This is a genomic window from Bacillus sp. NMCN1 (assembly GCF_002998085.1).
Lineage (GTDB): Bacteria > Bacillota > Bacilli > Bacillales > Bacillaceae > Bacillus.
The window spans coordinates 168710-189385 of the sequence record NZ_PVQL01000003.1; the positions used below are offsets into that span (position 1 = coordinate 168710).

The window sequence follows — 20676 nt, forward strand, 5'->3', positions numbered from 1 at the left end:
CCCTTTATGGAGTCGGTCACAAGAAATTTCTTCTTGTTTTTGTCAAAGAGCAGTCTCTTGAACCATATTGCTCGTAATTGGGGAAGTGCTGTTGCATCTAAGAAAATCATCGGTGGGAAGGATTTTGAGAGCGCTATCCCTGTCATCAAACGATTAAATGAACAAGGAATGGCCGTGACAGTTGATCACCTTGGTGAGTTTGTCACAAAGGCAGAGATTGCAAATGAGCGGACGACTGAGTGTATTCAAACCATTCAGCGGATTGCTGAGGCGGGACTCAATTCCCACGTTTCACTCAAAATGACATCACTTGGCCTGGATATTGACGATGACCTTGTGTATCGCAATATGAAAAGTATTTTAGATACGGCTGAGAAACACCGTATCATGGTGACAATCGATATGGAGGATGAACAGCGCTGTCAAAAAACGCTGGACATTTTTAAAGAGATGAAACCTCAATATGAGTATGTCAGTACGGTCTTGCAGGCGTATTTGTACAGAACAGAAAAGGATCTTGATGACCTAAATGAGCTGCAGCCATTTTTAAGACTTGTAAAGGGTGCCTATAAGGAATCCGCCGAAGTGGCGTATCCAAACAAAAAAGACGTCGATCAGAATTACAAGAAACTGATCGAAAAGCAATTACTCACAGGGAACTATACAGCCATTGCGACACATGACGATCAAATGATCGAGTTTACGAAAAATATTGTGAAAAAACACAATATACCGACAAGTCAGTTCGAATTTCAAATGCTGTATGGCATGAGGTCAGAAACGCAGCAGGCACTTGTGAAAGAAGGCTATCAAATGAGGGTCTATACCCCGTATGGACGAGAGTGGTATGGCTACTACATGAGACGTCTTGCAGAACGGCCGGCAAACATTGCCTTTGCTTTAAAAGGGATGACGAGAAAATAATTTGAAACGGGAGCGTGACAAAGATGACAACACCTTACAAACATGAACCATTCACGGATTTTAGCCAGGAAGAAAACCGCAAAGCGTTTGAACAAGCATTAGCAAAGGTAACAGAATCACTAGGTCAAACCTATCCGCTCGTGATTAATGGAGAAAGAATCGAAACGAAAGACCAGATTGTCTCAATCAATCCAGCGAAAAAGGATGAAGTCGTTGGAACCGTATCAAAGGCCGGGAAAGAAGAGGCAGAGCAAGCAGTTCAAGCTGCGGCGAAAGCATTTGAAACTTGGCGCTATACCTCTCCAGAAGAAAGAGCCAGCGTCATATTCCGTGCTGCGGCAAGCATTCGCCGTAAAAAGCATGAGTATTCAGCTCTTCTTGTCAAAGAAGCAGGTAAGCCTTGGAATGAAGCGGACGCAGATACAGCAGAAGCGATCGACTTTCTTGAATATTATGCTCGTCAAATGCTGGAGCTGGCGAAAGGCAAACCAGTGAACAGCCGCGAAGGGGAACGAAATCAATATGTTTACACACCAACTGGCGTGACGCTCGTCATTCCGCCGTGGAACTTCTTGTTTGCCATTATGGCAGGAACAACAGTAGCGCCAATCGTTACAGGGAATACGGTTGTCTTAAAACCAGCAAGTGCAACTCCTGTGATTGCGGCACGTTTTGTGGAAGAGCTTGAGCAAGCAGGTCTTCCAAAGGGTGTGGTGAACTTTGTACCAGGAAGCGGAGCAGAGGTCGGAGATTACTTAGTAGATCACCCGAAAACAAGCCTGATTACATTCACTGGCTCAAGAGAAGTAGGGACACGTATCTTTGAACGCGCTGCAAAAGTACAGCCGGGTCAGCAGCATTTAAAGCGTGTCATTGCTGAAATGGGCGGTAAAGATACAGTGGTTGTAGATGAGGATGCAGACGTCGAATTAGCGGCTAACGCCATTTTCACATCAGCCTTCGGTTTTTCAGGTCAGAAATGTTCGGCTGGATCTCGGGCTGTCGTCCACGAGAAGCTGTATGACCAAGTGGTCGAGCGAGTGAAGGAAATTACAGAAATGAAAACAACAGCGAACCCTCTTTCTGCGGATGTCTACATGGGACCTGTCATTGATCAAGCGTCCTTTGACAAGATCACGGATTATATCGAGGTTGGCAAGGAGGAAGGCCGCTTAGTGACTGGCGGAACAAGTGATGATTCGGAAGGATACTTCATTCATCCAACTGTTTTTGCGGATCTTGAGCCAACATCTCGCTTGATGCAAGAAGAAATCTTCGGACCTGTCTTGGCCTTCTCGAAAGTGTCTAGCTTTGATGAGGCACTTGAAGTAGCCAACAACACGGAATATGGTTTGACAGGTGCTGTCATTACCAATAATCGTGATCACATTAACCGTGCGAAGCAGGAGTTCCATGTAGGAAACCTCTACTTTAACCGTAACTGCACAGGAGCCATCGTGGGATATCACCCATTCGGCGGATTCAAAATGTCAGGAACCGATTCAAAAGCAGGCGGTCCAGATTATCTAGCTCTACACATGCAGGCGAAAACGATTAGTGAAATGTTTTAAGTTGGAAAAGCATGAATCTGTTCACATGGGTTCATGCTTTTTTTGCTTGTCTACGACTTGTTTCCATGCAAATCTGTTCGGAAAGAAGTATGATAAATGTATCACTTAATCAGGGAGCAATCGGGATGGAAGAGATATTAGAAAAGCTTCACACATTTTTTGATGTCGATAAGTTAATTGCATTTATTAGCGGGTATTTAAAAAAACCAGTCATTTTAGAAAGCACAGAGTGTCAGCTCCTTGCTTATAATTCTTACAGCATTCAGCAGTTTGACCCAGTCAATCAGCAAACGATTTTCTCAAAGGAATGTCCGGGATCTGTAGTCGATTGGTTAAAGAAAACAGGGGTCATTGAGCGGCTTCACATGGAATCAAAGCCTTTTTATGTGAGCGGTCATGATGAGCTCGGGTTTAATCGGCGGGTGGCTGTGAGCGCCAAGCATAAACAAGAGGTTGTGGGCTTTATTTGGGTGCAGGATATTGAGGATTCCCTCTCTCAGGAGGAGCTGCAATTTTTGCACGAAGCTTCCTTTCAAGTAGGAAAAGTGATTTATAAGAATAAGAAACAGCTGGAGAAAAAGGAAGGCAAGATTGAAGAATTTTTCAAAAAGGTCATGGATGATCATTTTTATACAGAAGAAGAACTGAAGTGGGAGGCTGAGAATTTAAGCATCCCACTGCCAGCGGTATTTACTGTCATGGTCGTACACGCTGCCGATAACAAAAGTGAGACGGCAGAAGATGTAAAGGATGTCATTCGAACGTATTTGCAGCTAGAAGATAAGGTGAATCACGTATACTCCGTTCAAGCCGACATTGTCGTGATATTGGGCAGCTTGTCAGACCGGCACTCACCGAAAGCCACTGCGGCTGACGTCATCGCTCACCTGCAATCGAAAGCGCATGCCCATCCTTCTCCATTGTATATTGGGATGGGGAGAGAGTATCGAGATGTCATGAAAATGAGCACAAGTCGATTTGAAGCGATAGAGGTCGTGAAGGCTGTGAAAATTGTGGGGGGACAAGAGCTGATTCCATATGATTACGAGAATCTGGGGGTTTTCCGATTCTTAGACTCGATTTACAGCCATCAAAAAAAGAAAAATGATTTCAATCCAGATTTGTTACGTTTGAAGGAAAAAGACCGTGACAGCCAAACCTCATTTTTAAAAACGCTTGAAGTCTACTTGTTGAATAACTGCAAGCTAAAGCCAGCCGCAGAGCAGTTGTTTATTCATCAAAATACATTAAACTATCGAATGAAACAAATCTTTGAGATGACCTCAATCGATTTAAGTCACTTCAGCCAGCGATGTGAGTTATTTATTGAATTAATGCTGATGAAAAAAGATCAATAGTCATCGAATCCGCAGGTGCCTGGGATCACCTGCGGGTTTTCATGTGAAAAATGGCATACAACGGCTGCGTTACGTTGTATGATAGATAAGGATTTTATGAGAGAGTGAAAGGGGGGCCACCTTTGGGAGCAGTCACCTTGGCCATTTTGATTTTTATCCTGACACTCGTCCTTGTCATTTGGCAGCCAGGACGTTTAACCATTGGATGGTCAGCATGTGGAGGCGCCATTCTTGCGCTTGCCTTTGGTGTTGTTCATCTGGGCGATGTGTGGGAAGTGACGCAAATTGTATGGAACGCGACTTTTGCGTTTATTGGCATCATTATTATTTCGTTAATTTTAGATGAAATCGGGTTTTTTGAATGGGCTGCACTGCATATGACAAAAGCCGCAAGAGGGAACGGTGTCCGCATGTTTATTTATTTAACATTGCTCGGCGCTGTCGTGGCTGCTTTTTTTGCGAATGATGGAGCGGCATTGATTTTGACCCCGATCGTCTTGTCTGTGGTGAGAGCGTTAAAGCTGGATGAGCGGATGATCCTGCCTTTTGTGATGGCGAGCGGCTTTATTGCAGATACAACCTCCTTGCCATTTGTCATTAGTAACTTGGTCAATATCGTATCAGCCGACTATTTTCATATTGGGTTTCTAAAATATACAGCAAACATGTTCGTGCCAAACCTTGTGTCTCTTGGAGCGAGCATGCTAGTTCTATACGTGTTTTACCGAAAATTGATTCCTAAAACATACGATCTGTCACAGGCGAAAGAACCGGCATCAGCGATTCGAGATATCCGCATGTTCCGCTTGTCCTGGTATGTGCTTGGCTGTCTGCTTGTCGGTTATTTTGCAGGGGAACTCATTGGGGTTCCCGTGTCCATCATTGTGGGCGGCATTGCCCTTGCCTTTTTGTGGCTGGCGAGAAGAAGTCCGCAAGTGGCGACAAAGCGCGTCATAAAAGAAGCACCGTGGTCCATTGTGTTTTTCTCAATCGGCATGTATGTCGTTGTATATGGACTGAAGAATGTCGGTCTCACAGAAATATTGGCGGCATGGATCGAACAAGGAGCATCGCATGGCTTGCTTGCGGGAACGATGTTTATGGGCGTGCTTGCCGCAGTGCTGTCCTCAGTCATGAACAATCTGCCTACTGTGTTAATTGATGCGATTGCGATCGGTCATACAGATACAGCAGGCGTCATGAGAGACGGACTAATTTATGCCAATGTCATCGGCTCTAACCTTGGCCCGAAAATGACCCCTATCGGCTCATTGGCGACATTGCTATGGCTTCATGTTCTTAAGAAAAAAGGCGTCCATATCTCTTGGGGTGCATACATGAAAGCCGGAATCATCCTGACCATCCCAACCTTGATCCTTACTTTACTGGGATTATATGCGTGGTTATGGTTCATACATTAAAGCTGAATATAAAAAAGAGCAGATCCAAGCGACCTGCTCTTTTTTGTTACAGATATTTTGCATAGCGTTTTTCTAAAAAGTCCTGAAGCAATGAGACCACGCTGCAAATGCCCCAGTAAATGAGTGCGACCAAAATATACATGGTCATATAATCGAATTCGCGCCCGCCTACGATCTTTGCTTGCTGGAAAAGCTCGGGTACAGTAATCATCGCAGCCAGTGAGGAGGCTTTGATTAAATCGAGCATGACATTGGTCAATGGCGGCAGTGCGATGCGGACGGATTGAGGCAAAATGACACCGCGCATCGTTTGCCAATAGCTGAGACCTAGTGATTTGGCAGCTTCCACCTGTCCACTTGGAACAGAGGAGAGGGCCGCTCGGTTGATTTCTGCAATATAGGCAGCACTGTTGAAGCTGAACCCAATAATGGCAGCAGTGACCGCTGTAAACTCAATCCCGATATAAGGGAATCCAAAATAAAGAATAAACAAAATTACCAGAATGGGCACGCCTCGCATGAATGAGATATACATCCGTGCAGGCAGCCGAAGCATCCACGTGTTCGCCATTCTGGCAAGTGCAATAAAAAAGCCAAGAATTGTACCAAAAAACATGCTCACAAAGGAAATGAGCAGCGTCAGCCAGATGCCTTTCATGACAAATGGAAATGACGCCTTTGCCAGTGCAGGATTAAATATATATTCTAAATGAATATCTCCCACGATTGCGGCTCCTTATTTGGAAATGTCGACATCTTCGACATCAGCATCTATTTTCTTTGAGACGTCTGCATGATTAAAGAATTTCTCAGAAATCTTTTTCATGGTTCCGTCTTTTTTCATGTCTTTTAAGACACGATTTAATTCTTTTTGAAGCTCTGTGTTGTCCTTCTTCATCACAAAACCTTGTTCGTTTGGCATGTATTTTAAGTCAGGGTGAATTGTAATATTTAATTTCGGGAATGCAGCGAGAGCTAGTGTCTGCAAGTAATAATCATTTAGAATGACATCTGTACGACCGTTAGCGACATCCTTTAAGTATTGCTCGTTTGTCGCATTATCATAAATGACTTCCTTCGCACCGTACTTGCGAGCGACATCCATGTAAATCGTTGTGGCAGCACCAGCTGCTTTCTTTCCTTTTAAATCTTTTAATGTCTTAATGCCAGACAAATCATCTTTTCTTACGATCGCCGTTCCATAAGAATATTTATAAGGAGTTGAAAAGGCGAATTTATCTTTTCTGTCAGCTGTGATGTCGATGTCGTTTGCAGCGGCATCCACTTGGCCAGAATTAATGGCGCTCAGCATGCCATCATAGCCCATTTCTTTAAATTCTACTTTCACATCAAGGCGTTTAAACGCTTCTTTGACCACTTCCACTTCATAACCAGTCAATTGATCCTTGCCATTAGATGTATCGTGATAAGACGTTGGATAAAGGGTGCCTGAAGTAGCAACCACGATTTTCCCTTTTTTTTGAATCTGATCCCATTTTGAATCTCCAGACTGAGATGAGCCTGATTGACTGCAAGCAGACATGACAAGGATGAAAGCAGACAGAACAAGCATCACCCATATCGATTTTCTATGATAAAAACGACTCATTTAAGAATCCTCCTCTATTTTTTATACAAAACAAAACATAGCACGCTTTTTCTGTTAGGACAACGTTTTCAGAAGAAAAGCAAAAAAGTAAGAATATTATGTGCAATTTGAGTGGTGAAATAATGTATAAAAAAGGAAAGTGCGTACAAAATAAATGCGAATAAAGGAGGGAATAACAATGATGAAAAAAGTAAGTGGTTTAATCATATTATCGATGATGCTGTTGTCTGGTTTTTATATGGAAACAGCTCATGGTGAAACACCCCAAATGGAAAAGCGTCCAGTTACGCATCAAGTAAAATTAACGACAGAACAACAAAAACAAATTGAAACGCTTGAGCAGCAAATTCTTTCTAAACGAAAAGAAGTGATTGAGAAATATGTTCAATATGGTGTGTTAACAAAAGAACAAGGTACACATATTACGAAACGAATGGATGAGCATTACAATCATTTGAAAAATAACGGATTTGTTCCATTGCTGAAAAAACCACAGCACCATCGACCATAATGATGAAACCGGCAGCGAGGTGCCGGTTTTTTATTGTTTATGAATCCTTTCAGAAGGAGAGACTTTCACCATCTTTAGGAACAAAAATGGCTTGATCTGCTTGATGCTCCTGAATGTAAGCTTGTAAAGAAGCTCTTGTTAGCAAGCAGTGGTTCACTGCCTCAAGGTGACAAGCGACAATTTGTGCTTTCGGCTGAGAACGGTGAACGTCTAAAATATCTTCCTTGGTCATGGTAATCGGATCTCCTTCTAAAAATTGAGCAGCTCCGCTATTGACCACAATGACATCTGGCTTGCATGTATTGACAACCTCCTTTGGCTCATCACACCAAATGGTATCACCTGCAATGTAAAGGGTAGGTTCATCAGGGTGAGAGAAAACAAAACCGCTGACCTGTCCCATCCGCTTCGCAGTTTCTCCTGTCCCATGCTGTCCACCTGTCCGCTGAATGTGAACACCGCAAATGTCTATTTCATCTTCAATACATGTGACATGCTGGAAACCAGCTTCTTCCACTTCTTTTTTGTCATTCTCCGATTGTGTATAAATGGGCTGGTCCTGAGCTAATTTCTTTTTTGCCTCGTCATCAAAGTGATCCACGTGCAAATGAGTGAGTAAGACCGCATCTGGATGTAACATGTTGTCTAAATCAATGTTTACAGGCAGGTCAACAATAGGGTTGTTCAAATGTTGATTGGCTGTATGAGGAAACGGTGGATATGTTCCTTTTGCGGCTAAAAAGGGATCAATGAAGAAAGCTGCCTGACCATATTGAAGGTATAAAGTAGCATTCCGAATGAGCGTGATTTTCATGAAAAGGCCTCCTTTTTTTCTGATTAAGTTTACAGTATATTAAAAGAGTTCCATGTGACAGAGGGTAATGAAAGTCTTTCAGCAGAAGGACTTGATTTTTGAAAGAGGTGAGCCAATGTTAGACCAAACCGATATGGATATATTAAAAGAGCTCTCTAAAAATAGTCGATTGACCATGAAAGCGCTAGGTGAAAAAGTTCATTTAACCGGTCAAGCTGTTGCAAATCGTGTGTTAAAGCTTGAAGAAGAGGGTGTGATTGAAGCATATACCATTTCGATTGACTGGCGGACTCAAAAGACCATCCAAACATTTATGCAGCTCTATACCCGCAATCATCATCACGAACCACTTCTGTCGTTTCTCGACCAACAGGAAGAGATCAAGAACTTGTTTAAAATAAGTGGTGAGGGCTGTTATATGGCTGAAGGCCATTTCTCCAATCACGATGAACTGGATCTGTTTTTAACGGAGCTGACAAATTACGCAAATTATAAACTGTCTATTGCGGTTAAACGTCTCATTCATCAGTAATAGAAGAGACGCAGGAGGAAAAGGAACGATGAAAAAATTAATCAAAAATCAAGCTGAACCGATGACAAAGGAAAGAATCAAAGCAGACTTGGTTCAACTCGGTGTGAAAAAAGGCATGATTTTATGTGTTCACTCATCTTTATCATCTATCGGCTGGGTAAACGGAGGCGCTGTTGCCCTCATACAAGCATTGATGGAAACCTTAACAGAAGAGGGGACACTGATCATGCCGGCACAAACGTTAGAGCTTTCTGATCCCGCTGATTGGATCGATCCGCCGGTTCCTTTTTCATGGTGGAAATCGATCAAAGACACGATGCCTGCATTTGATCCAGCATACACGACGCCAACAGCGATGGGAAAGGTAGCGGAAGCGTTTTGGAAATACCCAGGCGTGGTGAGAAGCAATCATCCTCATTTTTCATTCACAGCTTGGGGCAAAAGGAAACATGAGCTTCTGAAACACCACGCACTTTCTTTTGGATTAGGAGAAGATTCACCTCTAGCCAGCATGTATGATCTTCAGGCTCAGGTGCTGCTGATTGGTACGTCATTTGAGAGCCTGACAGCTTTCCATCTTGCTGAATATCGCATCCCTCAGCAAGACCTCATGACAAGAGGAGCTCCCATCTTAGAAAATGGGTGGAGGGTATGGAAAGAGTACCAAGATATTATCACAAGAGAAGAACTATTTGATCAGATTGGTCGTGACTATCTGCAATCAGGAGGCACTCATGATCACGGTCAAATCGGACTTGCTAGTTCATATTTATTGCCGGTGAGAGAATCGGTAGATTTTGCGGAAAAGTGGCTTGATTTGTACGATCAGTCGTAATCTACACAGTTTGGAAATTTATATGATAAATATCTTGATCAGGCTGCTGTGAGGTATAGCAGGTGAGCTGATAGTCTCCTTTTGGAATAGCAAAAGACAGCACCTGAGCCATAACGCTTGTGATATAAACTTGATCGCTTGCATGCGTAAAAGGCACTGTGACCGTTCTGTCAGCCGAGGCTGGGGGAACATCGCTATTTAAAGATACGGTAATAGAAGCTTTTCCGTTGTTGATCCCTTCAAAGGACACACCCTGATCTCCCATGGCGAATCCTTGAAGAATGTCATCATCTGACCAATCAATCACAGGTGGTGTTTTGCTTCCGGTGTATACGGTGATTTGGTGATAGGAGATAGATAGGAAATAGGCTTGGTTTAAGTTATTCATTTAAAAAACTCCTTTATACATAGATTTTCGTTGGAATGTGAATGGTTGAAAGAGTGATTCTTGAAGAGAATGTTAGGCAGCAAGACGATTGTCGCCGTCATGCGCTTCTATATGAGGAATCTAGATGTGAAATTGCGAAACCATTGCTTTTAAATCTCCTGCTAAATGAGCAAGAGCTTCTGATGAAGCAGTTACGTCTTCCATTGCGGCAAATTGTTCTTCTGTTAAACCGGCTACTTGTTTCTAATGCTTGAATGGCTGTCCCATTTTCCTCTATTGATCTTGCAATAGATGTCATTTGTGAGTTTACTTCCCCAATATTCTGTACACCTTTTAGGGCCATTTCTTGTGCAAATTGACTTCTTGAAGCCATTTTCCCCGCATTTCCGTGATGTTTACCAGCTCGTTAGATACTTGAATCATCGTGTGCTCGCTTGTTGTCATTTGAGCTGACTGTTCTTCTGATGATTGTGCTACTTCTTGAATACTATAGGTGATTTTTTCTGATGCTGCGCTTGTTTCTTCTGCGCTAGCTGAAAGCTGCTCAGATGAGGTGGCCACTAATTCAGATGTGTTCATGACATTAAGAATGGTTTGATTTAATTTTTCCCGCATCTTATTGAAATGACCAGCCAGGTCAGACAGTTCATCGCCTGCCGTATCCGACACATTGATGGTTAAATTGCCTTCGCCTGCACTCTTAATGGCAGAAGCCATGCGCTTGAGACGGGTCTGAATCCGATTTGTGAAAATAGAAATAATGATAACAGCAGCGATTAAGCTTAACAACAGAACAATGATAAATTGAATGTAGAATGACTGAAGCATTTGTGAAATCATGCTTTGATTGGCGCCCGTATAAAAAATACCGATCGTTTCGCCTGCATCATTTTTGATCGGCATATAAGCCGTGTGATAGTCTTTTCCGGCAACATTTGCTGTGCCGTAATAGTTTCTCCTTTATCTAATACAGTGGTCTTCACTTCTGGAGATACTTCTGTACCGACAGCTCGTTTTCCGTTTAACATGACATTCGTCGCGACAAGGGTATTTCCTTGGAAAATTGTGATGGTATCATCGGTATATTCAGCTAATTGGTCAACCAATGTATCATGATCATTGATTTGGGTACCCCTTTATAAAGCTTGCCATCTTTTATCTGCCACGAGCCTGCCACTTTTTCATCTAGGTAGGCATAGCTTAGCTTTAAATCCCCTTTTGCTTTTTCAGTGGCCATGTGCTTGATGTTTTCTGTCATTTCGCGATTCACCACATAACCAACAATTGCTGAAAAGATGATGAGGACACTTAAAAGATCAGCAAAATTTTGGCACCAAGCCTCAGTTTTCCCTTTTTCTTCATGCTTTTTGACTCCTTTAGGTATAAGGTAGGATAAACCTCCTTAAGGATTATCGTCATGAAAAAAATGTTGAAATACCTGTATGCAGTTACGAGGAAATTTTTTTAGATAGAAAAGGGAAATAGCGTTAATCGATGATAAATTGTATTCTTGTACCGTCAGGATCATCCGATAATTGATGCCCAACCCACGAGCCTGCCCCCCTATTATCTGAAGGACTGATATATTTGACAGAAGCTCCTGTTCCTCCTTCCTTACACATCGCCATCGGCCATTCGTCCCGATCATACCCGCGCTTTGTTGGAATGCCATGAAGTGATTGGTCTCTCTGTTCATCGCTATGTTTACGGTCAATCGTACATACGGATGAATGGCCTTCATCAATTGCCTCTTCTATGTGCTTCGCGGTTTCGGGGTAACGATCTGATGGGAAGTGAATGGTTTTGTCATAAGATGAATTCGCCGTCTCTTGTTTACTTTGCTCCAGCTGAATATAGCCTGTTGCTACACCAACGACAATCAGTAAAAGCAAGAGAATGATTTTAAGAAGTTTCATAGATGCTAGCTCTCTTTCTTGTTTGCGTATTTTGTAAACAGAAGTATAGCAGAATTACTTACCAATTTCTCCTGGTTTTGAAAAAACGCCTTTTAAAGTTCGAAAAACAGTTTTTATCCGTTTTCTTGCTTTTCATATTTGTAAAAATTCATAAAAATTTTAATTTTGCTGTTCATAAAAAGATTATGGTTTATCAAAATGGCTTTATCACTGCTTTTTGGGCTAATTTCAAGAATTTAACACACAGAAATTTTTAAAAATAAAATTGACTAGACCGATATGCTTTAATAATATGGAGTCAAATATCAAAAAATGTCGTAATTTATCAAAATATGATTCTATTTACATTGTAGGAGGGAAGTACAAATGGCGGATGTCTCTTATCGGCTTGGTATAGACATAGGCGGAACATTTACTGATTTATCGCTGATGAATGAAGCAACAGGGGCGCTGACTGAACTCAAAACACCCACAGTGACTGACGACCCAGCCCAGGGAATTATCAATGGGCTAAAACTTCTAAAAGACAGGGGTGTTGATTTATCTAAAATCCAATATCTCGTACACGGAATGACAATCGGTCTTAATACATTATTGCAGCGAAAAGGAGCAGACTTAGCCCTTTTTGTGACGGAAGGCTTTCAAGACATATTGTCACTACAACGTTTACGATTACCCATTCCTTATGACTTCAATTCTCGTTTGCCGGAACCATTGATACCACGAAAGCATGTATATCCAATCTCTGAAAGGTTGATACACGCTGGTACGATCAAAAAACCTCTCCATCTGCAGCAATTAGATCATGCTGTCCAGCAGGTCATGTCTAAAAGGCTAGCAGGTATTGTCATTTCTTTTTTACATAGTTATCAAAATCCAGTTCATGAATTACAGGCAAAAGCCTATATTAAACACCATTATCCGCAATTAGAAGTCCTTACTTCCTCTGAATTATGGCCTCAAATGAGAGAATACGAGCGTACGGTGATGTCTGTTGTCAATTTGTACATCCAACCAAAGGTAAAACAGTATTTACAAACATTGAGAAGCCGTTTGAAAGAAGAAGGTGTACCAATTTCTCCATACATTACACAATCAAATGGTGGTTTAATGGATGCAGAAAGTGCAGCAACTTCACCTGTTAAAACACTTTTTTCTGGTCCGGCCGCTGGTGTCATTGGTGCGGCAAGAATCGCAGCCTCTGCAAACGAATCCAACCTGATCACTTTTGATGTAGGGGGGACGAGTGCAGATATCTCTATTATTCAAAATGGGCAGCCTACAATGGCTCAGTCTAATCAGCTTTCAGGTTTTCCTATCATTCTTCCATCTGTTGCGATGTATTCAATAGGGGCAGGCGGAGGTTCTGTCGCGTGGATTGATCAGGGCGGGCTTCTCAAAGCAGGACCAGAATCAGTTGGCTCACAGCCGGGACCAGCTTCGTATGGTAAGGGAAAGAAAGCCGCCTTAACTGATGCGTTCCTCATATGCGGTTATCTCAATCAAGAGCGTTTTGCTGGAGGACATTTACAATTACAGCTGCCTGCGGCGGAAAAGGCCTTTCAGCCAATTGCTGACCAGCTCAACAAAACGGTAGAAGAAGCGGCTGACCAGCTGATTCAAGTAGCTGTCGCCAATATGTACACAGAATTAAGCAATGTCATGGAGCAGCAAGGGTTTGACCCAAGAGATTTTAGTTTACTGGCGTTTGGCGGAGCAGGACCGGTTGTGGCGAATTTCCTTGCGCGAGAAATCCATGCAAAAAATGTGGTTGTTCCTCCAAGTCCAGGAACATTATGTGCATTAGGTGCTCTGACTGCTGATTTTATTCATGATGCAGTGCTATCGAAGAAAATATGCTTACAAGACTACTCGATAGAACAACTTAAACAAGATTATGAGATGCTTTCGCGAAAAGCGGCTGATTGGTTCAGTCAGCAGAACATTCAACATATTAAACAGACATCTATTCTATTATTGGCAGACGCACGTTATCAAGGACAAGCCTTTGAGATTGAATTACCATTATCAGCTGAATGGCTGAAGCAAGAACAAGATATCCATCAACTCATTGAAGCCTTTCACAAACTGCATCAGCGTCAATATGGTCATAGAGATGATCAGGCAAACATCGAGTTTACTCATTTACGAGTTCGAGTCATAGGCGAGACGCCGTCGCTGCCTTTCACACCTGTTCATGAAAGCAGCGGACAATCTTTGAAGCCACATGAATACAGGCGAATCTTTATAGAAGACAAAGAATATGAAGCAGCTATTTATCACAGAGATACTTTGTCAGTAGGTTCTGTCATCAATGGACCTGCCATTATTGAGCAGGATGATACGACAACATTGATTCTGCCAAAATGGGCAGGCAGCATTGATCAATCAGGGAACTTGGTGATTTCAAGGGAGGCGGCTTTACATGAGAACTGATCCAGCAAAGCTCGAGATGATGCGCAGTTATTTTAATGCAATTGCATCAGGCATGGGACATGTCATTGAGCGGACGTCTTTTACGACTTTTGTCAAAGAATCAGCTGACTTTGCGACAGCGTTAGCCACGCCTTCTGGAGATTTCTTTGTTTATCCGAAGACAGTGGGTGTAACGATCTTTTTAGGGCTTAGCCTTAAAAAAGCGATTGAAGAGAGCGGAGCGATGCAGCCAGGAGATATTATCATCACAAATGACCCGTATACGACAGATGGTTTAGCGACTCACCTGCCGGATGTCCATATCATTAAGCCGATTTTCGTAGATGGTGAAATTGTCAGCTATGCTTGGTCTTTTGTTCATGTGAGTGATGTGGGCGGACTTGTGCCCTCGAGTATTTCACCGACAGCGACAGATGTCCATCAAGAAGGGTTAAGAATCCCGCCAGTGAAAATTTATGAAGGTGGGAAAGAGAATCAGGTCGTTCGTACCTTTTTAAGAGCCAACAGCCGATCCAGTCATTTAAATGATGGGGATATCAATGCGATGATTGCTGCAGTAAATACAGCAGAAATTCGGTTAAAAGAAATGATCGATAAATTTGGAAAAAATGAAGTGAAACAAGGAATGATGGACCTCCTGAAACAAGCCGAGGTTCGTGCAGGAAAGGTCATTGAAGCCATTCCGGATGGAACGAGTGAATTCGCTGATTATTTAGATGATGATATGATCTCGGATGTGCCGATCCGATTGAAAATCAAGCTAACGGTCAAAGGAAAGCAGCTGACGCTGGATTTCTCTGAGTGTGACCCGCAAGTGAAAACAGCTTTTAATCTTGTCACTAATGGTCAGAAGCATTCCTTCCTATATCAAGGGTTGATTAATTACATTATTAGTAAAGATCCCTTTATCCCGATTAATGGCGGAATAACATATCCGATTGAAGTGATTTCACCTAAAGGAACGCTGGTGCATCCAGAATACCCGGCTTCTGTTGGTATTCGGCATTCGATTACGATGAGGCTGTACAATGTCGTGCTAGGCGCCATTGGTAAGCTGTTACCTGAAGCGGTGCCGGCAGCGGGTGCAGGTCAATCTGCTATTGTTGTTCTCTCTGTTCCTGATGATCAAACAGGTGGCAGGAAAATGTCTGTTGTCGAACCATTAGGCGGAGGCGGCGGTGCTCAAAATGGAACGGATGGAGTGGATGGCATTGATCATTCGTCTGGATTTTTGAAGAATACACCCATTGAGAGTTTAGAACAGCATATTGATATTCATGTTCACCGATATGAGCTTTTGCAGAACACAGGCGGGGCAGGAGAAAACAGAGGCGGACATGCGATTGGTTTGGAATTTGAAATGATCAAGCCTGAATCTATGGTGACCGCACGAGGAATGGAACGGATGAAGTTTCAGCCTTGGGGGTTAATGGGCGGCCGAGCAGGAGCTGTTGGTGAGGTCAAGCTGATCACAGCAAAAGGTGAAGAAAGAGACCAGCCGAAAATAGATGTTCTGCGTCTTGAAAAAGGCGATATTGTGCAATTAATATCACCAAGTGGAGGCGGCTGGGGAAATCCATTTGCTAGAAAGAAAGAAAAAGTCCTTCAGGAAGTGGAAGCAGGTCTATTAAGTGAAGAAAGAGCGCTGCAGCAATATGGCGTTAAAGTGTATCTAGACCACAATGAATGGAAGATTGATGAAGAACAAACGAATAAGCTTCGTGAAAAGGTCGATCATCCTGCTAATATCATGTGGGATTTCGGAGAACACAGAGAAGCTTATGAGAAAGTATGGACGGATGAAGCCAGCAGCGAGCTTGCCGTGCAGCTGCGTTCCTACCCAGCTAATGAACGTACGTATTATAAACATGCAGTTCATCAACATTTCAATCATAGAAATGAGCCGTTAACAAAGAAAGATATTATTCAAACACTTCGTGATATGGATGGACAAAAAGGGGGAAATGAATCATGAAAAGAAGATTAATCACTATTTTTGCAGGTGTGCTATCAATGATTCTACTGCTGACAGCTTGTGGTGGTGGACAGGATCAAGGTAAACAGCAGCAGACTGTGATCGTTGGCGTATACGGAGGCGATTGGGAAAAGAATATCAAACCAATCCTAGAAAAGTTTGAAAAAGATACGGGAATTAAAGTCCAAACCGTCTCTGGAGCGGATTCTGAATGGTTTACGAAATTAAAAGCGTCAAATGGAAAAAATCCACCGTATGACCTGCTTATTTTACAGCCTGATACGATTCAAAGAGGCATTGCAGCAAATGTTCTTGCGCCGATTGACGAAGAGCAAGCACCGAATGTCAAAAAACTTTACCGTTCTGTCCAAAAGAAGCTTACTATTGATGGGAAACAATATGCAGCAGGCTTTAGCATGGGGCAGCTAGGAATTGCTTATCGAAAAGATCTTGTGAAGCAGGAACCAAACAGCTGGACAGACCTATGGAGCAGTCAGCTAAAAGGGAAGGTAGCAATTTCATCTCCGACTTATTCAGCCGGGTTGCAATTTTTCTCTGCGCTTGTCCATGCTCAAGGGGGGACAGAATCAAATCCTAAGGATATTGATAAAGCCTTTAAAAGCCTTTCGCAATTAAAAGGACATGTAGCTGCTTTTCCAGATAATCCAGGGTCTATTCAAACCTTGTTAGAACGTGGTGACGTGACAGCAGTTCCATATTGGGATGGACGAGTATTTGCACTTGAAGAAGAAGGAATGGATATTGGTTTCTCATATCCAAAAGAAGGCGCTGTTGCAGCTGTTGCGAGCTGGGCTTTAACGAAGGGAAGTCAGCATGAAGAAGCGGCTTACAAACTATTAAACTATTTAAGTGGAAAAGAAGCTCAGGAGGCTTTCTCGGCAAAATCTTATTATGGTATGTCGAATTCTGATGTGAAATACGGTGACAAGATTAAGGGGAAGGTCAAGGTTGGAGAGAATTATTATAGCAAGCTGACTTGGGTAGATTACGAAACAGCAACTTCGGAGCTTGGCAATTGGACAAATCGATGGAACGAAGTATTAGGCGGAGGAAAATAGGTGATCGCATGAGTGGAATCCATTTAGAACATATCAGCCAGCATTTCGGCGAGCAGATTGCTCTTAACGATGTCAGTCTTACGGTGAATGAGGGAGAGTTTTTCTCCCTTCTTGGCCCTAGCGGCTGCGGAAAATCAACGTTATTAAACATCATTGGCGGTTTTTTAGAACCAACAAAAGGCGTCGTCTATATTGGTGATCAGGATGTGACGACTTTACCGCCTTATCAAAGAAAAACGGGTATGGTCTTTCAAAGCTATGCACTTTTTCCGCATCTGACCGTATTTGATAATGTGGCGTACGGATTAAAGGTTCAAAAGAAAAAGAAGGCTGAAATCAAAGAGAAGGTCATGGAGAGTTTGTCTCTTGTTCAATTAGAGGCATTTGCGAAACGTATGCCGCATCAATTAAGTGGTGGACAGCAGCAGCGGGTAGCGATTGCAAGGGCGCTTGCGATTCAGCCGTCTGTTCTTCTTCTTGATGAACCGCTCAGTAACCTAGATGCAAAACTTAGAAAAAACATGCAGACGGAGCTTCGAAATATTCAAAGAAATGTTGGGATTACAACCATCCTCGTGACCCATGATCAAGAGGAAGCATTAAGTCTCTCTGATCGGATTGGGATTTTAGGTGAGGGGAAAATTCAGCAGATTGGGACGCCTTTAGAGGTGTACCGCCAGCCAAACAATCGATTTGTTGCTGAATTTATCGGACAGGTGAACCTATTTGAAGCATTATATGATGAAGCTAAAGCTGCATTTATCGTTCCTCATTTAACCCAGTCAAACGGGCAGCACGTTGAGTTAAAGGCTGCGGCACACCAAGAGAAGCAGGGGAATCATTTACTTATGCTCCGTCCTGAAAGAATCAGCATATCTTCTGAGCGGGAAGACGTTCAGCCCAACCATGTATCAGGCGTGCTGGCAGATGTCAGTTATATCGGTCACTCATTACGTTTGGTGGTAGAGCTCGATAGCGGTGAAATGATTGTCCATGCTTCTGATGCAGCATTTCCTGAACTGCCGAAAGCTGGAGAAGCTATTCATATCAATTGGCAGCCTGAAGATATCGTTTTCCTAGATTCGAAGGTGCATACGTGATGCGTAACAAGAAAAAGAATCAGCGATTTCATTGGTTCATGCTGCTGCCGGCGTGTTTGTTTCTTGTTGTATTTCTTCTAGCGCCGCTTGTGATGATGTTCGTCCTCAGTTTTCGCGATGTAGATTCAATGATGAATACATTACAAACATACAGCTTTTCACAATATATTCATGTGTTCACGACAGATGCGTATGTGAAGGCGATTGGAAGTACAGTGTGGGTAGCCTTACAGACAACGGTGATTTGTTTATTGATGGCATACCCCGCAGCATACGTGCTCGTCAAGGCACCTCATCCGCGTCTGCGGGCATTTTTCTATATCTTACTTGTCTCGCCGCTTTTGACAAGTGTTGTGATTCGGACGTTTGCATGGATTGTCCTTCTTTCGCAAAATGGTCTGATCAATGGCATGTTATTAGATTTACATGTGATTGAGAAGCCGCTCTCTATGCTGTGGAATATGAATGCCGTGATTATTGCTTATGTTCAGGTCATGCTGCCTTTTGCAGTGCTGCCTATCGCGACGAGCCTAACCGATATGGATCGTCATTTACGACCGGCTTCTATGAGTCTAGGAGCTGGACGTATTCGAACCTTCTTTCGTGTAACCTTTCCACTGACCATTCCAGGTATGGTGACTGGGGCTATTATTGTCTTTTCACTGGCGGCTGGGAGCTATATCACCCCGCTGTTAGTAGGCGGAAGGATGCAGCCTCTGCTGCCGCTGTCTATTTATCAGCAGGTCATGCAGGTATATAACTTGCCTCTTGCTGCAGCGATGTCCTTTACGTTATTGGTTTGTGTGCTTGTGGTGGTCAGTTTATTAAGCTATCTATTGAAGCGTTGGGAGGCGAGGATGCATGCGTAAAAAATCATTAGGTGACCGCTTGCTTTCAATCCTGATTTGGACTGCTGGGTCATTGGTTTATCTCTTTTTAACCATACCTGTTCTTGTCATTGTCCTATCTGCTTTTAGTCCAAATGCCTTTCCTGAATTTCCGCCGACTTCGTTCTCCGTTCGTTGGTTTCAAGAGGTCGTGTCGAATCCAGAATGGATGGAGTCTCTGCGTATCAGTGTGATTTTGCTATTCATCGTAACGCCTCTCACGGTTATTTTAGGCACGATGGCGTCGTATGCTTTAGCAAGACTTTCCTTTAAGGGAAAGGAGGTCATCCAAGCCTTTATTTTGTCACCTCTTATGATTCCTCAGGTAGTGTTAGGGATTGCCATGCTTTATTTGTTTACGGCTATGGGGTTTACGGGATCTTTGTGGGCGCTTGTCATAGGTCACGTCATTATTGGCTTTCCTTATGTGGTTCGAACAGTAGGCGTCAGTGTCTCTAATTTGGACCCGCGGCTTGAGCTAGCTTCAATGAATCTTGGCGCAGGACCCATTCGTACATTCTTTCGGGTGACGCTGCCTTTGATTAAGCCAGGAATTATTGCAGGTGGGGTGTTTTCAGCTGTGACGTCATTTGGGGAAATATCGATCAGTTTGTTCGTTTCCTCTCCCCAAACGATTACGATTCCCGTCAGGACGTTTAATTACATTGAGCAAACCTTTGATCCGAGTGTCAATGCGATATCTGTCATATTTATTATCATTTCTATCATTGCGTTGCTCATCATTGAGAAAACGATTGGTCTGTCTAAGGTGATGTAAATATAATGAAGAAACAAGGAAGCTGTCATTTGAAATGGCAGCTCTTTTTGTGTTGTTTTTACGGTAAATATTTTCAATTTTTCAGGGAATATAGTTCTTAAGATTTAAGAAATTTTGGAGGATGAAAGGAGACCTCTATCCTAGATTTTCGGTCATATTTGCAAAATTTAAGGGGAAACATGAAATTTTTGCGGTATTTAGTCGATTATTTTCGGTTGAACGCAACTATTATTAGTTATTTTCGGTAAATATCGTAAATTATCATGTGATTCATTCGGTATAACGCATGAATCTTTACACCCATTTTTCGGTGAAAAAAACAATAATTTCATATAAAGTGGACGTAAATAGAAAATATTTAAAAAGAAAAGAAGAAAAAGGCAAATCTATGGAAACGTAGAGACGCAAAGCCATGTCCTAAGGTAAATGTTGCTTTTTTACTATGGTCGGCAGGTTACCGAATCAAAATGGGAGTCCCTCCGTTTTATTCGGGGTGGGCTTCTTTTCATATTCCGTTTATTTAATCAAATAGACTTGGTTCT

General features: G+C 42.6%; 20 protein-coding genes, 1 pseudogene and 1 riboswitch. Of the genes and pseudogenes, 13 read left to right on the top strand and 8 right to left on the bottom strand.

Going from position 1 to position 20676, the window contains the following annotated elements; translation table 11 throughout:
* The first annotated feature begins 6 nt into the window (after window positions 1–6).
* The 4 genes from C6W21_RS15555 to C6W21_RS15570 all read left to right on the top strand — a co-directional run bounded on the left by C6W21_RS15555 (window position 7) and on the right by C6W21_RS15570 (window position 5274).
* Window positions 7–924, top strand: coding sequence for a proline dehydrogenase family protein (locus tag C6W21_RS15555; protein WP_106051133.1), 918 nt, complete (start codon window positions 7–9; stop codon window positions 922–924).
* A 23-nt stretch (window positions 925–947) separates the two neighbouring features.
* Window positions 948–2495, top strand: coding sequence for an L-glutamate gamma-semialdehyde dehydrogenase (gene pruA, locus C6W21_RS15560; protein WP_106051134.1), 1548 nt, complete (start codon window positions 948–950; stop codon window positions 2493–2495).
* 125 nt (window positions 2496–2620) lie between these two features.
* Entirely contained in the window at window positions 2621–3853 is a 1233-nt protein-coding gene (locus tag C6W21_RS15565; protein WP_106051135.1) for a PucR family transcriptional regulator, read from the top strand.
* Window positions 3854–3975: 122 nt separating this feature from the next.
* Entirely contained in the window at window positions 3976–5274 is a 1299-nt protein-coding gene (locus C6W21_RS15570; RefSeq protein ID WP_106051136.1) for an arsenic transporter, read from the top strand.
* 46 nt (window positions 5275–5320) lie between these two features.
* Here the strand turns inward: C6W21_RS15570 and C6W21_RS15575 are convergent, their stop codons facing one another.
* Both C6W21_RS15575 and C6W21_RS15580 read right to left on the bottom strand, forming a co-directional pair.
* Window positions 5321–5998 carry an amino acid ABC transporter permease gene (locus tag C6W21_RS15575; RefSeq protein WP_106051137.1) on the bottom strand — a complete coding sequence of 226 codons (678 nt, stop codon included), beginning with the start codon at window positions 5996–5998 and terminating at the stop codon, window positions 5321–5323.
* Window positions 5999–6010: 12 nt separating this feature from the next.
* Window positions 6011–6883 carry a transporter substrate-binding domain-containing protein gene (locus C6W21_RS15580; protein WP_106051138.1) on the bottom strand — a complete coding sequence of 291 codons (873 nt, stop codon included), beginning with the start codon at window positions 6881–6883 and terminating at the stop codon, window positions 6011–6013.
* A gap of 181 nt (window positions 6884–7064) precedes the next feature.
* Here C6W21_RS15580 and C6W21_RS15585 point away from each other — a divergent pair, with 181 nt between their 5' ends.
* Window positions 7065–7394 (top strand): YckD family protein, encoded by a 330-nt coding sequence (locus tag C6W21_RS15585; protein ID WP_106051492.1) that lies wholly within the window; start codon window positions 7065–7067, stop codon window positions 7392–7394.
* A 49-nt stretch (window positions 7395–7443) separates the two neighbouring features.
* On the opposite strand, the gene C6W21_RS15590 is transcribed toward C6W21_RS15585, so the two are convergent.
* Window positions 7444–8208, bottom strand: coding sequence for an MBL fold metallo-hydrolase (locus C6W21_RS15590; RefSeq protein ID WP_106051139.1), 765 nt, complete (start codon window positions 8206–8208; stop codon window positions 7444–7446).
* A 115-nt stretch (window positions 8209–8323) separates the two neighbouring features.
* Between C6W21_RS15590 and C6W21_RS15595 the strand changes: the two genes are divergently transcribed.
* Together C6W21_RS15595 and C6W21_RS15600 are read left to right on the top strand one after the other, a co-directional pair.
* A complete protein-coding gene (locus tag C6W21_RS15595) occupies window positions 8324–8740 on the top strand; it encodes an Lrp/AsnC family transcriptional regulator (protein WP_189318209.1) in 417 nt (138 codons plus the stop codon).
* A 28-nt stretch (window positions 8741–8768) separates the two neighbouring features.
* Window positions 8769–9575 carry an AAC(3) family N-acetyltransferase gene (locus C6W21_RS15600; RefSeq protein ID WP_106051141.1) on the top strand — a complete coding sequence of 269 codons (807 nt, stop codon included), beginning with the start codon at window positions 8769–8771 and terminating at the stop codon, window positions 9573–9575.
* Window position 9576: 1 nt separating this feature from the next.
* Here C6W21_RS15600 and C6W21_RS15605 read toward each other — a convergent pair whose 3' ends face one another.
* The 5 genes and pseudogenes from C6W21_RS15605 to C6W21_RS15615 all read right to left on the bottom strand — a co-directional run bounded on the left by C6W21_RS15605 (window position 9577) and on the right by C6W21_RS15615 (window position 11879).
* Complete coding sequence (locus tag C6W21_RS15605; protein WP_106051142.1) at window positions 9577–9963, bottom strand: competence protein ComJ; 387 nt, start codon at window positions 9961–9963, stop codon at window positions 9577–9579.
* A gap of 333 nt (window positions 9964–10296) precedes the next feature.
* Window positions 10297–10803, bottom strand: coding sequence for a HAMP domain-containing protein (locus C6W21_RS19295; protein ID WP_411266044.1), 507 nt, complete (start codon window positions 10801–10803; stop codon window positions 10297–10299).
* A 36-nt stretch (window positions 10804–10839) separates the two neighbouring features.
* Window positions 10840–11069, bottom strand: a pseudogene (locus C6W21_RS19300) (cache domain-containing protein); the annotation flags it as partial.
* The gene (locus C6W21_RS19305; protein ID WP_223249610.1) at window positions 11054–11221 is read right to left on the bottom strand and encodes a hypothetical protein; all 168 of its coding nucleotides are present in this window, start codon (window positions 11219–11221) and stop codon (window positions 11054–11056) included. The pseudogene C6W21_RS19300 and the gene C6W21_RS19305, both read right to left, overlap by 16 nt.
* A gap of 229 nt (window positions 11222–11450) precedes the next feature.
* Window positions 11451–11879 (bottom strand): NucA/NucB deoxyribonuclease domain-containing protein, encoded by a 429-nt coding sequence (locus C6W21_RS15615; protein WP_106051143.1) that lies wholly within the window; start codon window positions 11877–11879, stop codon window positions 11451–11453.
* A 366-nt stretch (window positions 11880–12245) separates the two neighbouring features.
* On the opposite strand from C6W21_RS15615, the gene C6W21_RS15625 reads away from it, so the two are divergent.
* Genes C6W21_RS15625 through C6W21_RS15650 form a run of 6 tightly spaced genes read left to right on the top strand, consistent with a single transcriptional unit; the run spans window position 12246 to window position 20134 of the window.
* The gene (locus tag C6W21_RS15625; protein ID WP_106051145.1) at window positions 12246–14315 is read left to right on the top strand and encodes a hydantoinase/oxoprolinase family protein; all 2070 of its coding nucleotides are present in this window, start codon (window positions 12246–12248) and stop codon (window positions 14313–14315) included.
* Window positions 14305–16290: a hydantoinase B/oxoprolinase family protein gene (locus tag C6W21_RS15630; protein ID WP_106051146.1), complete on the top strand. Its 1986-nt coding sequence runs from the start codon at window positions 14305–14307 to the stop codon at window positions 16288–16290. Before C6W21_RS15625 ends, C6W21_RS15630 begins: the two co-directional genes overlap by 11 nt.
* The gene (locus C6W21_RS15635; RefSeq protein ID WP_106051147.1) at window positions 16287–17369 is read left to right on the top strand and encodes an ABC transporter substrate-binding protein; all 1083 of its coding nucleotides are present in this window, start codon (window positions 16287–16289) and stop codon (window positions 17367–17369) included. The genes C6W21_RS15630 and C6W21_RS15635 overlap by 4 nt, the downstream gene beginning before the upstream one ends.
* 8 nt (window positions 17370–17377) lie before the next feature.
* Window positions 17378–18469 (top strand): ABC transporter ATP-binding protein, encoded by a 1092-nt coding sequence (locus C6W21_RS15640; protein ID WP_106051148.1) that lies wholly within the window; start codon window positions 17378–17380, stop codon window positions 18467–18469.
* Window positions 18469–19338: an ABC transporter permease gene (locus tag C6W21_RS15645; protein ID WP_106051149.1), complete on the top strand. Its 870-nt coding sequence runs from the start codon at window positions 18469–18471 to the stop codon at window positions 19336–19338. Before C6W21_RS15640 ends, C6W21_RS15645 begins: the two co-directional genes overlap by 1 nt.
* Window positions 19331–20134: an ABC transporter permease gene (locus tag C6W21_RS15650; protein ID WP_106051150.1), complete on the top strand. Its 804-nt coding sequence runs from the start codon at window positions 19331–19333 to the stop codon at window positions 20132–20134. The genes C6W21_RS15645 and C6W21_RS15650 overlap by 8 nt, the downstream gene beginning before the upstream one ends.
* A gap of 369 nt (window positions 20135–20503) precedes the next feature.
* Window positions 20504–20596, top strand: a riboswitch (cyclic di-GMP riboswitch).
* The last annotated feature ends 80 nt before the right edge of the window (window positions 20597–20676 follow it).